Annotated in this window: 11 protein-coding genes; 1 reads left to right on the forward strand and 10 read right to left on the reverse strand. The window is 38.9% G+C overall.

Annotation, left to right across the window (positions count from 1 at the left end; all coding sequences use genetic code 11):
- Window positions 1–41 precede the first annotated feature (41 nt).
- Window positions 42–2,243 carry a sodium-translocating pyrophosphatase gene (locus tag C7120_RS10675; protein ID WP_107621661.1) on the forward strand — a complete coding sequence of 734 codons (2,202 nt, stop codon included), beginning with the start codon at window positions 42–44 and terminating at the stop codon, window positions 2,241–2,243.
- Between the two features lie 662 nt (window positions 2,244–2,905).
- Here C7120_RS10675 and C7120_RS10685 read toward each other — a convergent pair.
- The 10 genes from C7120_RS10685 to C7120_RS10730 form a co-directional block, all read right to left on the reverse strand.
- Entirely contained in the window at window positions 2,906–4,333 is a 1,428-nt protein-coding gene (locus C7120_RS10685; RefSeq protein ID WP_107621663.1) for an undecaprenyl-phosphate glucose phosphotransferase, read from the reverse strand.
- Between the two features lie 19 nt (window positions 4,334–4,352).
- A complete protein-coding gene (locus C7120_RS10690; protein ID WP_107621664.1) occupies window positions 4,353–5,510 on the reverse strand; it encodes a nucleotidyltransferase family protein in 1,158 nt (385 codons plus the stop codon).
- 20 nt (window positions 5,511–5,530) lie between these two features.
- Window positions 5,531–6,289, reverse strand: coding sequence for a WecB/TagA/CpsF family glycosyltransferase (locus C7120_RS10695; protein ID WP_107621665.1), 759 nt, complete (start codon window positions 6,287–6,289; stop codon window positions 5,531–5,533).
- Window positions 6,283–7,383: a glycosyltransferase family 4 protein gene (locus tag C7120_RS10700; RefSeq protein ID WP_107621666.1), complete on the reverse strand. Its 1,101-nt coding sequence runs from the start codon at window positions 7,381–7,383 to the stop codon at window positions 6,283–6,285. The genes C7120_RS10695 and C7120_RS10700 overlap by 7 nt, the downstream gene beginning before the upstream one ends.
- Entirely contained in the window at window positions 7,373–8,209 is an 837-nt protein-coding gene (locus C7120_RS10705; protein WP_107621667.1) for a glycosyltransferase family 2 protein, read from the reverse strand. The genes C7120_RS10700 and C7120_RS10705 overlap by 11 nt, the downstream gene beginning before the upstream one ends.
- A 65-nt stretch (window positions 8,210–8,274) precedes the next feature.
- Entirely contained in the window at window positions 8,275–9,543 is a 1,269-nt protein-coding gene (locus C7120_RS10710; RefSeq protein WP_107621668.1) for a glycosyltransferase family 4 protein, read from the reverse strand.
- Window positions 9,540–10,577 (reverse strand): hypothetical protein, encoded by a 1,038-nt coding sequence (locus tag C7120_RS10715; RefSeq protein WP_146154259.1) that lies wholly within the window; start codon window positions 10,575–10,577, stop codon window positions 9,540–9,542. The genes C7120_RS10710 and C7120_RS10715 overlap by 4 nt, the downstream gene beginning before the upstream one ends.
- Before the next feature lie 249 nt (window positions 10,578–10,826).
- Window positions 10,827–12,371 (reverse strand): lipopolysaccharide biosynthesis protein, encoded by a 1,545-nt coding sequence (locus C7120_RS10720; RefSeq protein WP_233247091.1) that lies wholly within the window; start codon window positions 12,369–12,371, stop codon window positions 10,827–10,829.
- Window positions 12,372–12,377: 6 nt separating this feature from the next.
- Entirely contained in the window at window positions 12,378–13,172 is a 795-nt protein-coding gene (locus C7120_RS10725; RefSeq protein WP_107621670.1) for a hypothetical protein, read from the reverse strand.
- Window positions 13,173–13,586: 414 nt separating this feature from the next.
- Window positions 13,587–14,438: an ATPase gene (locus C7120_RS10730; RefSeq protein ID WP_107621671.1), complete on the reverse strand. Its 852-nt coding sequence runs from the start codon at window positions 14,436–14,438 to the stop codon at window positions 13,587–13,589.
- Window positions 14,439–14,512 lie beyond the last annotated feature (74 nt).

Genomic DNA, 14,512 nt, shown 5'->3' on the forward strand with positions numbered 1-14,512 from the left:
GGCATATAACTACAGAAACCTAATTAATTAAATTAAAAACTATGAACATTCCTAGTGTATTTTGGCTGGTACCTGTTGCCAGCGTAGTTGCCTTGTTGATGGCGTGGTATTTCTTCAAATCCATGATGAAAGCAGATGAAGGGACCCCTCGCATGCGAGAAATTGCCGAGTATGTCAGAAAAGGGGCCATGGCGTATCTGGGACAGCAATATAAGGTAGTATTTATAGTGTTTATCGTACTGGCCTTGGTTTTTGCTTTCATGGCCTATATTCTTAAAGTACAAAATCCATGGGTCCCGTTCGCATTCCTTACTGGAGGTTTCTTCTCTGGCTTGGCAGGCTTCTTTGGAATGAAGACCGCAACCTACGCAAGTGGCCGTACTGCCAATGCTGCCCGCACAGGGCTTGATGCCGGATTGAAGATTGCTTTTCGCTCCGGTGCTGTGATGGGACTGGTGGTTGTAGGCCTTGGACTGCTCGACATCGCCATGTGGTTTATCATTCTTCACTGTGTTTATGCGGATGAGGAAACAGCCCTCATTACTATCACGACCACGATGCTTACTTTCGGAATGGGTGCTTCTACACAGGCTTTGTTTGCCCGCGTAGGTGGTGGCATTTATACAAAAGCCGCAGATGTCGGGGCAGATATAGTTGGCAAAGTCGAGGCAGACATTCCGGAAGATGATCCCCGTAACCCTGCTACGATTGCCGACAATGTGGGAGATAATGTTGGTGATGTAGCCGGCATGGGAGCAGATCTCTATGAGAGCTACTGCGGCAGTATCCTGTCTACGGCAGCCCTTGGTGCCACGGCTTTTGCCATGACCAACGACATGCAGCTGAAAGCCGTTGTCGCCCCGATGCTCATTGCCGCGGTCGGGATATTTCTCTCTTTGATTGGGATTTTCCTGGTGCGCACGAAAGAAGGTGCCAGCATGAAAGACCTTCTCCACTCTCTATCCATGGGTACAAATGTAAGTGCCGTCCTGATTGCGATAGCCACATTCATCATCCTCTATCTCTTAGGTATCGAGAACTGGCTCGGGCTCTCATTCTCTGTCATAACAGGTCTTGCCGCTGGAGTTATCATCGGCCAGGCTACAGAATATTATACATCTCACAGCTACAAGCCTACGCAGAAGATTTCTGAAGCTGGACTTACCGGATCTGCAACCGTTATTATCAAGGGTATCGGCACGGGTATGATTTCCACTTGCATTCCCGTCCTCACAATTGGCATAGCCATCATGCTAAGTTATCTTTGCGCCAATGGCTTCGATCTGAGTATGGGTGCAAGCAGTATTTCCCATGGCCTCTATGGCATTGGCATCGCCGCTGTCGGCATGTTGTCGACACTGGGTATTACTTTGGCAACCGATGCATATGGCCCGATTGCCGACAATGCCGGTGGCAATGCAGAGATGAGCGAACTGGGCGAAGAAATCCGCCATCGCACAGACGCGCTTGACGCACTTGGAAACACCACTGCCGCTACAGGCAAGGGGTTTGCCATCGGTAGTGCGGCCCTGACAGCCCTCGCGCTTTTGGCATCGTATGTAGAAGAAATCAAGATTGCCATGAGCCGTGCAGCCGAAAGTGGACAGCAATTCATAGACGCGGCAGGCAATGTGTTTAATCCAGCCACGGCCACGATGCCCGACTTCATGAATTTCTTTCAGGTAACCTTGATGAACCCCACTGTCCTCGTCGGCGCATTCATCGGTGCCATGGCAGCGTTCCTATTCTGTGGACTGACGATGGAGGCTGTAGGTCGTGCGGCTCAGAAAATGGTCGTGGAAGTTCGGCGTCAGTTCCAGACCATAGCCGGCATTCTTGAGGGCAAGGCAACGCCCGACTACGGGCGCTGCGTGGAGATTTCCACCAAGGCCGCCCAGCACGAGATGACCGTCCCTGCCTTTTTAGCTATCCTCATCCCTATCATCGTTGGAATCATATTGGGTGTAGCAGGAGTGCTCGGACTCCTGGTCGGTGGCCTTGCGGCAGGATTCACTCTTGCCATATTTATGGCAAATGCCGGTGGTGCCTGGGATAATGCGAAGAAGATGGTCGAAGAAGGTAACTTCGGCGGGAAAGGTAGCTTTACACACAAGGCGACGATCGTGGGCGACACCGTAGGCGATCCTTTCAAGGACACATCCGGGCCAAGTTTGAACATCCTCATTAAGTTGATGTCGATGGTCAGTATCGTTATGGCAGGCCTTACAGTCGCTTTTATATGATATTTCTTTAATAGTCTAAACTAAAAAAGTATCTTTGCGAGAAATAAAAAAAAAACTATGTCGGAAAACTATAGACATCATCACAATCATCACAGGCGTATTGAGAAAACCAGGCTAAAGACTCTGGCCTCCCAAAAGCGTAAAAAGATTATAGCAAATATATCATTTACGGCTTTGTGTGTCATAGCCTCTGCCATCATCATCTTTGTAATCTGGTTATATATGCCTGGTGCATGAATATAGAGAATGGGGTTGCCAATCGGCAACCCCATTCTCTATATACCCATTCTTTTATATCTTCAAGTATAGTTAATACTCCAGTTCGGGATAAGTTTTTCTCTAAAGAGTGATTTGCGTCTACCAGAAAATGGCGTGGCGTGAGCCGTAGGGGCATGATTCATCATGTTCCGCCTTGGCAATCAAGCTTTGGCGTTTGCTCAAGTTGAGCAAGGCTGCCGTCATTTGCTGGGACGTTTGCTCGGGTTGAGCATTTAACATCCGTTTTGTTTTGGCGTTTGCTCAAGTCGGGCATTTAACATCTGTTTTGTTTTGATGTTTGCCCAGGTTGGGCAAGGCTACCGTCATTTGCCGAGACATTCCGCCTTGACAATCAAGCATTGAACACTGCAGATTTTAGAAAAACTTATTCCGAACTGACATAGTTAATAAGCTTTCTGATCATGAATGAAAATCATTTTCACTGTCATGAACATGATTTTAATATCTAACCAAAAACTCCAGTTCTCAATATACCAGATATCTCTCTTCACCCTTTCTTCCATCTGCCAGAGCTCTTTGGTCTCACCACGGCATCCTGTTACCTGAGCCATCCCCGTGATTCCCGGCTTACAAAAATGCCGTACCATATATTTATCAATAAGTTGGCCATAGATTTCCGTGTGGTACAGCATGTGTGGTCTCGGACCGACTATGCTCATATCACCAATCAAGACATTGAAGAATTGAGGGAACTCGTCAAGGTTGGTCTTCCGCATAAAGTTACCAAAAGCAAATTTTCTTGGATCATTCTCCGTGGCCTGAAGGATGTCTGCCTGTCTGTTTACATGCATTGAGCGAAATTTTAAACATCTAAATACCTTCCCATTCATTCCTGTACGATTTTGGACAAAGAATATCGGACCAGTACTTTGCAACTTAATAATGAGTGCAATAATTGGAATAAACGGTAGTAGGCAAATACACACTATCAAACTTACACAAATGTCAAATAACCGTTTTAACACTCTATTTGGCAGGATAGACAGCGGCTCGATATGGTTGGTATATACATTTATGTCCCCGAAACGCTCTGGCTTAAGATTCAGTTGATAATTGCCAAACATCCTGGGAACATAAAAGAATCGAATTACATTCTTATCGCAGAATCTCATAATCTCAACCATCTCCTCCGATTCCTCATGGGACATGCTGCAAAACACTTCATCAAGCTTGTCAATATTCAGAGAATCTCTTTCTTCGGAATCCATTTTCTCATTCAGATCTTCAATGGTACCGAGGTAATTCAGTCCGTCAGGACAATCTTTCATTTCTACACTGGCGTAATAGCCAAGAACATGATAGCCCATAGATGGAGTAAGAACCAAGCGTTCATAGAGAGTTGCCAACGAAGGGTCGCTACCCACAAACAACACCAATCTGGTGTTCATTCCTAAATCACGCAAATAGCGGACAATCCCGAGTTCAACAATCCTGGCTGTTATCAACACCACATACTCTACCGCTCCGAAATAGAGCATAAAACGAGAAAAATTTCCACCATTCTGTTGAAGTATGCGCAATGTTATGAACAAGAGTCCTACATGGGTGAAAGTCAACCAAAACGCCCTTGTCATTACACGCATGATTTCGATTTTCCGATCATGGACTGTCGCATAAAAGAAATATTCTGATATCATCATCGCCATATTGGCCACAACGAAAGTGATACGCTTGGACACGAGGATATATTCAGGGACAAGATCCTTTCCGCCCCACTTAACGAAGCCCAACAAGAGCAAATTCATGATAATGAAATCACCTATAATGACTCCAAATTTCACCAAATTATTTCCATTAGTATATTGTCGCATCTTGCTTCTATTATTTTTTTTACCGAGAATTATACTTTAACCTCCAAAAGAAATGATATATTCTAAAGTATGGTTCCCAGAAACACTCTGATGGGAAATACCTAAACAAGCGGATATCTCGTATCAGCCGATCCACATTTTTGTAAACGGCACTGTTCTTTAAAACCAGATATTCATTCCCGAATTGAAATACCCCCAAAAATCTCTTGTCATAATGTCCAAAGTTACCTGTTGTAAGGATTTCATCAAAAAGAAATCTTCCAGATTTTTCATTAGATTCTGAAATTAAGTATTTATCTTCAAGTCCCAATTTCTCGGATAAGACCCACATCAGCGACTCAGAAATACCTTTTAGTCCCAAAAACTTTATAATCTTTTTAAAATCTTGTCCATTGGAAGTTTGGCTCTTTAGAAGATAATAATAGTCTACAATCTGTCTTAATCCTATCCCGAAATGCGTAACATGATTAAGAATGTGAACCTGTTGATAGATAAGATTAAAATTCCAAGATGGGATACCGATAAGATCCATATGCTCTGGCAATTCTATTTTATTTGATACACTGTCTTTAAAACCAGAATAAAAGAACTGTTGAATTCTTTTGTTATTCCAAGGATTATTTAGCCAGGATGCCCGATAATGAACTTCAATCTCAATTCCCTCTTTCTTAATAAATCCTATATGGTGGTAGCAGGCTTTCCCCTCGGGAAATATGTTCTTGCAATACCTAATTACTTTCTTAATCTCATCTTTTGAGGATAATGTACCTAAAGTTTTTTCAAGCTTAGGAGCAACTAGTATATCTATATCTCCTGATGTCCTTGAGAATGGATCTGGATAGAATATAGCATTGCCTTGTCCCTTTAGAATAAGTGCATCAAAGTTTTCTGATTCAAAATTATTCCAAGCCCAGGAAGCAAGCTTATTGAGCTTCAAATTATTCTTTTCTATCTTTTTATATGTTGCCATCCATTCTAGGATATCATCATCGACAGGTTTGTTTACTTTTAATTCACCTAATTTTTTAATTCCGCACCAATAGACGCCCACAATAGCCTGAGATTTAGCAAACTCCAATAACGCATGCCAATTGATGGTATCAATACAATTAGGCCTATCTAAAGATGTATCCAAACACCACTTTAGGAAATCTATATATTTATCTGTCTCGCTCATAGATATTTAAAATATATCTTTCAGTTAGAAAACTTTTCTCTTGTAATATAATATATAAACAGCAAATTGCCTAAAATATATCTCTTCCACATTCTTTTCGGTTCTTTTAATAATCTGTACAACCATTCCAATGAATGCTCTTGCCACCATTCTGGAGCTCTTCTCTTCGTGCCGGCAAAGAAATCAAATACGGCGCCAATGGTTCCAACATGACAGTGAACACTCAATTCAGGCCAATACTTGTATACCCATTTCTCTTGTTTTGGAGCAGTCATTCCAACCCATAATAAATCTGGATTAGTTTTATTAATAGCATTTATGATATTTAGGCTCTCTTGCTCTGAAAGTTCTTGCTTAAAGGGTGGAGAATAAGTTACTATCTTCAAATTGGGATAAATATCACCTACCTTTTCTACAATTTTATCTAAAACACTTTGTGAACTACCTACAAACATGACAATGGGGTTTAAAGCTAATTCTCCAAAGGAATCATATTGTTTCGATGTATTTATGCGATTCATCTCAAACTCAAACAAATCCCATCCTGTAAGTCTTTCTGTAGGCATACTTTTTGCATGCAGCCATTTACAGGATTTAACAATACTGATACCATCTGGAATTAAAAAATCCCCTCCGATCAAAGCTTTTGCAAAAAACACATCTTTTTGAGCTACATTATAAGAATGGGCATTAATCGTGTTTATAAGAACCTTTCCGGGAGGAATCTTGTTCAGTTCCTCCTTAGACTCTACAAGCTTTATATTCTTTAAAGTCAACATGTCAATGCCTTTAGAATATTTACAAATCGCTGTTCAAAAGCTTCTAAAGTGTATTCCTGTTGAAATTTGCTCCATCCTTTATTTCCCATTTTCTTAGCTTCATCAGGATTTTCCATCATCCATTTCATTTTGTCGCACAACATTTCTTCGTTATGCACTTCCACCAAGAAGCCAGTCTCTTCATCATCTACTATAGACGGGATACCGCCTTCGTATGTAGAAATACATGGAAGCCTATGCTGCATTGCCTCTAACAGGACTAAACTAAAAGCCTCATTTGCATAAACAGTAGGGAAAACAAAACAATCAGCCATGCTTAATAAGCGTTGTTTATCTTCCCCATATTTAGGTCCAACTGCAATTACATTATTTGTAAGTTGCAACGCCTCTACTCTTTTCCTGAAGTCTATTTCTGTAATATCTTTCCAATCTCCAATAAAGGTACAAATAAAACTAAACCCTTTCTTTTTTAAGAGCATACAGGCATTTAAAAGAGTATAAACACCTTTTGAGCGCATCATATTAGATAAGAATAAGAATCTGAAGACAGCCGAATTTTCTTTCTTCAAGACGGGGTCTACACTTGCCATCGGTATTCCATTTGCACAATAATATACATCTTCCTGCATCACATATTTAGAAATATCCGGATATAATTCTTTCGAAAGCAAAATAACCTTTAAATCTTCAAAGAGTTTCTTATGCAGCTTGTCATAAAGCCACTTATCTTGATTAGTCGAAATACCTTTATTATGATAATGGACCACTATGTTTCTACAATGGCATTTAACGAACTGAATAATCAGAAAGTCTTTAAAAAATGCTTTACCTGAAGCATTTGGAGTAAGGTATATCAAACCCGGGGAAAAATCTCTGATGATTTTTCTTATAACCTTCAACAAAGACCACAGACTAAAAAGTTTATGAAGATTTATCTTACCAATATCATTGAGTTTATTGGATGTAGACATATTGATATACCTACATTCAAACTCATCATTGACAAGTTTGCTGTCATGAATATATTTCCCCATCATTGCGGCCCCATGTATAGGGGGCGGCATATGCATGATAAAGAGCACTTTAGGTTTCATAAAATGTCTTGACTCGCCACAATTGTGGTATTATACACCTTAAATAAATAGTAAAATAATGGAATGTTGCAAGTAATATATTAAAATGCTTCCGTTCAAAATAAAATGTCTCTTTAGGCGGCATTCCATTAGGGCGATGCAACATTAGCCATCTTTTTCTAAAAGGTACTTGAGGATTACACCAGCTGTCTAAGTCCTCATGCAAATCACATTCTCCCAATATCTCCGCCGTCTGATAAATATTTATTCCCAGCTTCCCCGCGCGTAACCCATAATCAAAATCACCCTTACTATGAGTATAATAATAATCCAGATTGCCAACTTTTTGATATACATTACGAGGTATATAAACGATATTGCCATTAAAGAAATCAACTTTCGTGATTTTTCCTACAGTATTCGCAATCTTACCTTTTTTGTATCTGCCCCCATAAGTCAACTTTGAATGTGAAGAATCTTGAGTCGGGCCTACTATAATTGATTGATCATTAAATTTATTTGAAGTCTTAAGCAAAACTTTTAGCATATTCAAATAGACAACTGTGTCATCATTCAACCAGATATATCCATCAAAATCTTCTTTAGCCGCTTGATTCCAGGCTGTCCACATACCTCTATTCCAAAAGAGACTTCCATCCCCATGGATGATAGCAACTTCTGGGAAAATCACAGAAACAGCTTCTGTCGTTCCATCGGTACAACCATCTTCAACAAGATAGACTTGAAAATTGCATCGTGGAGGAATAATTTGGCGACCTACCTGTTCAAGACAGCTAAGCGTTTTCTCTTTACGATTATGAGCTGTTATAAGGATGGCAACTCTCATAAATAAAATTCAAATGTTCCAAATAAAGCGTATAAATAACTTTTCTACATGACCCAAATGCAAACTCAATAATCCTCATAAACAACCTTTTTATAAATAGATAACATGCCACATAAGATTTTATCTCTGTCATGGCGAACTAATGCTGTTTTATATCCCTTGTTACTAATTCTATCAGCAAGAGCTCTGTCTATACTGAGATTCTGAATCAAGTATGAAATACTATAAGGATCATTTGCAGGAACAAGAAAACCATTTTGGGCATGATCTATTAATGAGGGAATACCTCCAACATAAGTTGCAATTACTGGAATACCTAAAATCTGGGCTTCGCAAAGAGCATTTGGACTATTATCTATATACGATGGATGAACAAAAATATCAGAATGAAGAAGGTATTCTATTATTTCAGAGGAGTTCAACACACCTACACATTTGATATTCACCCCCTGACATTTTATATGATAATTTTTCTCAAAAAGGTGTACGAACTCAGCATTAGGCTTTATTCCTATTACATTCCACTGAAAATTAATTCCGGTCCCAGTTAAAATTCTGGCTGTTTTTAATATAATATCAAACCCCTTGTATATGGTTTCCGATATAGTGGAAGTAATCACTATTTTTTTATTGTTTCCATTCCAACTTCCCGCATTCTCATAAAACTCATCACGCAGAACCTCGTCAAGATGGAAATATTTTGAATGAGGAGCATAGAGTCTTGAAATGTCATAATCCCACTGCGTTCTTCCCATTACATATTTAATTTTTTTAAAAAGTTCCATCTCATATTCCGCCCTTCTCACAATACTATTATAAGCATACCTATAACCATTCTTGATAATCCATTCTCGCTTCGAGAAAGGCCACAGTAAAGAGACCTTATTTAAACCTTGAGGCCAAAAAGCATTTTTACACGGATTTAAGATTCCTTGAAGATAGACTATGACAGGAATATTTGTTCGACCCAGAATTGAGGCAAATGGATTTTCTATGCCAAACAAATGAATCACATTGGGCTTGAAGTCATTGATAACATTCTGAATTTCCAGAATGTGCTTTTGGGGGGCTATATTCCGATATCCCCCATAATAAAACTTAATCTTCTGGAGTTTGCTTTTTTCTGGAGTGTATATAGGATAATAGTTCGTATTTCCGTTTTTTGAATAAGGTAACTTGGATTTTGACGGGAAAGCTACTGCCAGCTCTATTTCAGATTCAGAATTTAGCAGTTTTTGGAGAGAAGGTACCCAACCTCCACCATTGTATGTATTAGTTATGCCTTGATTTGTCCCAGAAGTTGGCGTCAACCATAGCACTCGTATTTTCATCATATAATAGTTCTAAACCACAATTTGAATTCTTTATCAGTCATCTTTCTAAAAGAAGAAGACAGGCATATGGAAATAAAAATCCAATAGGTAACATTGATTATATCAAAACTTGTTGAATTTTCTATCCAGCCAAATGCAAAATAGAAAACCACCATAGCGCCACATAACTTCACATATTTGCTGTTGGACTTAAACAATCCCAAATAAGCAGAATACAGATATATACACATATATAGTAATACACCGACAAGGCCTAACCAGGTAAAAATATTAGTAAAACAGATCTCGTCTTTATGGCGTTCTATTTTCAAATTATCAACATAATGCACAGACAAAAGGTCCCGGGCTTCTTCTGCGAAAACGATTGCATCGTGCCCTCGGGCAGGAGTTCTACCCATCAGAACATAGTCATTTTTAATTGCAGAACCCAAAACCTCCTCATAAATGAAAGTTCTTGTATCTCCAGACATATCAATAGTTTTGAGTTCTCCGTCAGCATCGGACACCATTGTATACCGCCCTTCATAATTATCACTTATATCCTTAAAGAGGTTGAAGTTTCCTGTCAAACCTAAATAAAGTAAGATAATTGTCGCTATAATTACAGCCAAGCAGGCAACTCTAATGAGATAAGTGGAAATAAATTTATGAAAAACAGATGAGAAGAGGATTAGGAACGACATTGCGGCCTTTATGAACTGGCTTCTATTATCTATAATATTGTCTGTCAACATCAGGATTCCCAGCACAACGATGACTATTTTCATAAAAGGATTTTTCCCTAATGACAAAAAGCATAATGCGAAAAAGAGAGGACCTAAATAGAATTGACTAATCCCCACCATCCAATAGAAAAACAATACAAAAGCAAGCAGTGCCCACCTATACCATGGTTTTAAAATACTTTTTAAGACAATCGGATCTTTTAGGACAAAGACTATCAAAGGAAACAAAACTACTGGTATTGTACCTGTAAAGTTCTTCCATTCCCAATAATTCTCCGCAACATAAAAGCCTCTTAGTATTTCAAACAATGCCCAGCATAGATATACACCAACTATTGTATATTGATTCCTTAAGATATTTATCCTCTGCTTAACAAGGCTCCATATAAAGCAAATCAGAAGGGTGTAATTTAATATATAGGTAGTTGTTGTATTACCTATAGGAACAGGACTCCACTGATTGACAGAAATAAATGTCAATAGTAGAAACAGATATTTATAAATTTTGTTAGGGGCAAGAGACAAGGAACAGAAGATATTAAATTATGGCCTATTAAATCATGAGGTCTTGTATTGTTTTTTAAACTTTAACCTTATTGAAAAGATTATTTTCTTTATTGTCATTCTCTCTTCCTGATTTAATATCAGAATATATGCAAATAGTGCATATGCAGAAATCCCGATTATGGATATTAGTACAAATCTCATGAGAGACGGGGGAAAATACCCCTTGACTAAAGAAGATATGTATATGGATAATAATATATTCATAGTATATGTAAGAATAACCTCCCTAAAATACTTCCTTGGATTTAAGCCGCAATATTTATGCCCATAATATAGATCAATAATAATTTTAAATATCATCGAGATCATCAACGCATAATACATATACTCTGGAGTTGCGTGCAGCATATATGCCCATACTGCCAAAACAAGAGGTAGGAAATTACAGATCGAGATAAAAAAGGAATATTCCTTAATTTTTCCAACAGCATTAATCATTTGCGGAATAAATAGTGTTATATTTCCCACCATTGTTGTTATTAAAAGAAGAATACAGAAAATATCTGAGTACCGCGGTACTTTATACAACCACAATTTTAATATATACTCAGTATCAACTATAAAAGGAATGAAAACGAATGTTATTATAAAGAAAGATACCTTAGTGCCTGATACAGCAGCTTTCAACATGTTTTCATATTCTTCCGATCCTGCACTTTTAGTAATCACGGGATTCAATGCTTTTATAATACCATTACCCAATGTAGACAATTGCCCGTTTAACTGATTTACGACTCCTTGAGCGGCATTAGCCAGAGTTCCAAAAAAGAAATTCAGAATTATCCCCATGCCAAACTGCCTAAACATAGAGGATAGACATATTCCTAAGCTCCATCCTGCAAATACAGTCATTTCTTTCATTAAACTACGATTCCAATACTTTTCCAAAGAGAATTTGCATTCATCATAATATCTATGGCAGTAAATCCTCATTGCACCCATAGATATAAATGGAATCACGGACATTAAAATCGCATATAAAAGTAACTTGTCATTATTTGAAACGACACATGCAAAAGCTACACCTAACTTCATAAAGGATTCCGCCAAGCCGATAAGAGCATAGATCTTCATATTCTCATGGGCATTCAGTATTGCATCATAGGGTACTGTCATAATTGTAAAAACTGTGCTGCCAATCATACATATATATACGAGTTTAGCAGAAGGCATCCTCTCTGCTGGTATATTTAACAGCCCATGAAAATATATGTAATACCCCAACAAGAAAACAAGTACGGCTAAAAATGCAACAATGAGATGAAGAACGATGCTAATTGTAAAAACGGTTCTCATTTTATTTGCATTGCCTTCACCTTTCGTATAGGACATAAATCTTTGCGTAGAGGTAGCCATTGCATTATTCAGGAATCCAAGCATGGCAATAGCACCTCCGACAACATTATATATACCAAAGTCGGAAGCACCCAAGGAATTAAGGATCAACCGTGTAGTCCATAAAGAAATGAACATCGATATGCCCATTTTAAGATAAAGGAATCCGGTATTCTTAACAACTCTGGTTGCGGTAGACATTGGCAATTACTTCACTATATATAGTTGTTTCCCGTAAATCTTCGCGGCACAACTGGAATAGGTAGATGCGGCACTTCCAAGAATATATTTACATGCGCCAAGACACCATAGGTCTATTACCGCATTCTTCATACCCTTGAGTGTTGCTCTTGATAAATCAGAATCGTTGGTAATTACCTTTTCTCCATAACGGATCCTATAGCTCTCTTTGACTTGCAGATCATCTGTGGCAAGAAAAAATGTGCTATCAGGATCGGCCTCTAACATCTGGTCTGTCCGTGCAAAGAATTTTGCGTCGTTACTTTCTTCTATTGCCTTGGTGTTATCTGTCCGCCTTATATGAAGGCCAAAAGTATTTTTAAAGGTTGCCGTAATCTCATCTATTTGCTGCCGAATAGAATTTATTGGTTTAAAATAAGTGTCTATTTCATCAAGACTATAAGGTGAGAACCGATTGGAAGTCTGAATATAAACTTTGCCATGGGTATATTTTCTAAAATCATCATTAGAGATTTTACTTCCATGATAACAATGATCAAATTCCAACTTCCTGACAAAGTCCATTATCGGAGACAGTCTCCCGCCTGGCAACAAGATTCTTCCTTTTAAAGGAGAAATCGTAATGCCGGGCATGTGGATAGGTTGAAATAAATCAAGAAAATCTGCCCTCAGCTCCGAGTTATTATGCCAATAGATATTAAAATTATAACCCAATTGCTCATGCGTAGCAATCGCACACAATATAGAATTTATGCGGTTACATAAACCTCCTATAGGAACTATCGATATGGGATCAGCCATTATATATTACGGGATTAAAAGTGTTGAATTCAAGCTTTCCTGCTTACTGACTAACAAATTATCAGCAAGCTGTGGATAAAAATTATCAAATACATTCGCTTGAATTCAGTAGCCGCCTTAGAGGATGTTCCTCGCAGCAACTTAAGTCAATAACTGAAATGCTGGACAAAGTTAATATATTTTTTCGAAAAATGATAATTATAAATTTATTTTCTTCCAGACAACTCGTTTTATTAACAAAAACTTTTAATAAAAACCGTCGCTCGGGAAATGCGGAATAGTAAGCGGGAAGTGTTTCAGTTACTGAAACAAGAAGTTTCTGTAGCTGAAACTCCGTGTTTCAATGACTGAAACTTGAAGTTTCAACGGCTGAAACTCAGAGTTTCAAATGTCGACAACAATTTGAAACTGTGCTTACAGTGCTGAAGAATGATACTCAACAAGTCCCTCTATAGGGGATTTAAGGACCGTGCCAACCGTAAAACCTTCCGATTGCGCAACTTCTCTCAGTAAAGGTTCAAGACTATAAGCAACTCCGCCTACAAACCCCACGGGGAGCCCTGATTGCTGATATTGCTGAATATTTAATCTAAAGAAACTTTTAAAATCGCTTATAATCATCTGTTTCAGTTCTTCATTCTCAAGTTTTTTTGAAATATAGGGAACAATGCTTGCAAGAAAACGATTGGGCAGCGAATGACGGTAGACACGCTCAATGACCTGCGGATAAGTCATCTTGAATTCCATCAAAAAATCATCACGCATTTTTTGGGACAGCCATCCTTTGAAGATGCCATTCAGAAAGTGCTTTCCCAGCGAGGCTCCACTTCCCTCGTCGCCCAGGATGAAGCCTAAGGGAGGAGTATTCTCCAAGATTCTCTCTCCGTCATAGAGACAGGAATTTGATCCCGTTCCCAGAATGCAGGCTATGCCGCTAGCGTGCCCGCACAGTGCCCTTGCCGCTGCCATCAAGTCGCTGTCGACATGGATTTGCAAACTTTCTGCGGGAAAGCGGAAAGCCGCTTGGAGCGTCTGCACCATCAAGGGAGCCTTGTCGACCGTGCAGCCAGCTCCGTAAAAATGGACAGACAACGGGGGCTGTAAGGTGGGGAACTCGTGATGGAGGAAGGATACTCCCTGCTTAACATCCTCAAATGACTGAAAGAGCGGATTGATTCCCTCTGTTTTATAATATACCACGGAATTATCTTCACCGATCAATGCCCAGTCGGTCTTGGTGCTGCCGCTATCTGCAATAAGTATCATAAAATCCCTAATTTTGTCTGCAAATTTAATAAATTATTTCTTTCTATCAATTCTTTTGATTATTTTTGCATCAA

Source organism: Prevotella sp. oral taxon 376, from assembly GCF_003043945.1.
In the GTDB taxonomy this organism is placed as follows: Bacteria; Bacteroidota; Bacteroidia; order Bacteroidales; family Bacteroidaceae; genus Prevotella.

Coding starts and splice junctions, on each gene's coding strand:
- C7120_RS10695 (WP_107621665.1), bottom strand. CDS start 6,289: ATGTTGACTTTAAAGAATATAAAGCTTGTAGAGTCTAAGGAGGAACTG.
- C7120_RS10730 (WP_107621671.1), bottom strand. CDS start 14,438: ATGATACTTATTGCAGATAGCGGCAGCACCAAGACCGACTGGGCATTG.
- C7120_RS10685 (WP_107621663.1), bottom strand. CDS start 4,333: ATGCGACAATATACTAATGGAAATAATTTGGTGAAATTTGGAGTCATT.
- C7120_RS10705 (WP_107621667.1), bottom strand. CDS start 8,209: ATGAGAGTTGCCATCCTTATAACAGCTCATAATCGTAAAGAGAAAACG.
- C7120_RS10720 (WP_233247091.1), bottom strand. CDS start 12,371: ATGTCTACCGCAACCAGAGTTGTTAAGAATACCGGATTCCTTTATCTT.
- C7120_RS10725 (WP_107621670.1), bottom strand. CDS start 13,172: ATGGCTGATCCCATATCGATAGTTCCTATAGGAGGTTTATGTAACCGC.
- C7120_RS10675 (WP_107621661.1), top strand. CDS start 42: ATGAACATTCCTAGTGTATTTTGGCTGGTACCTGTTGCCAGCGTAGTT.
- C7120_RS10710 (WP_107621668.1), bottom strand. CDS start 9,543: ATGATGAAAATACGAGTGCTATGGTTGACGCCAACTTCTGGGACAAAT.
- C7120_RS10700 (WP_107621666.1), bottom strand. CDS start 7,383: ATGAAACCTAAAGTGCTCTTTATCATGCATATGCCGCCCCCTATACAT.
- C7120_RS10690 (WP_107621664.1), bottom strand. CDS start 5,510: ATGAGCGAGACAGATAAATATATAGATTTCCTAAAGTGGTGTTTGGAT.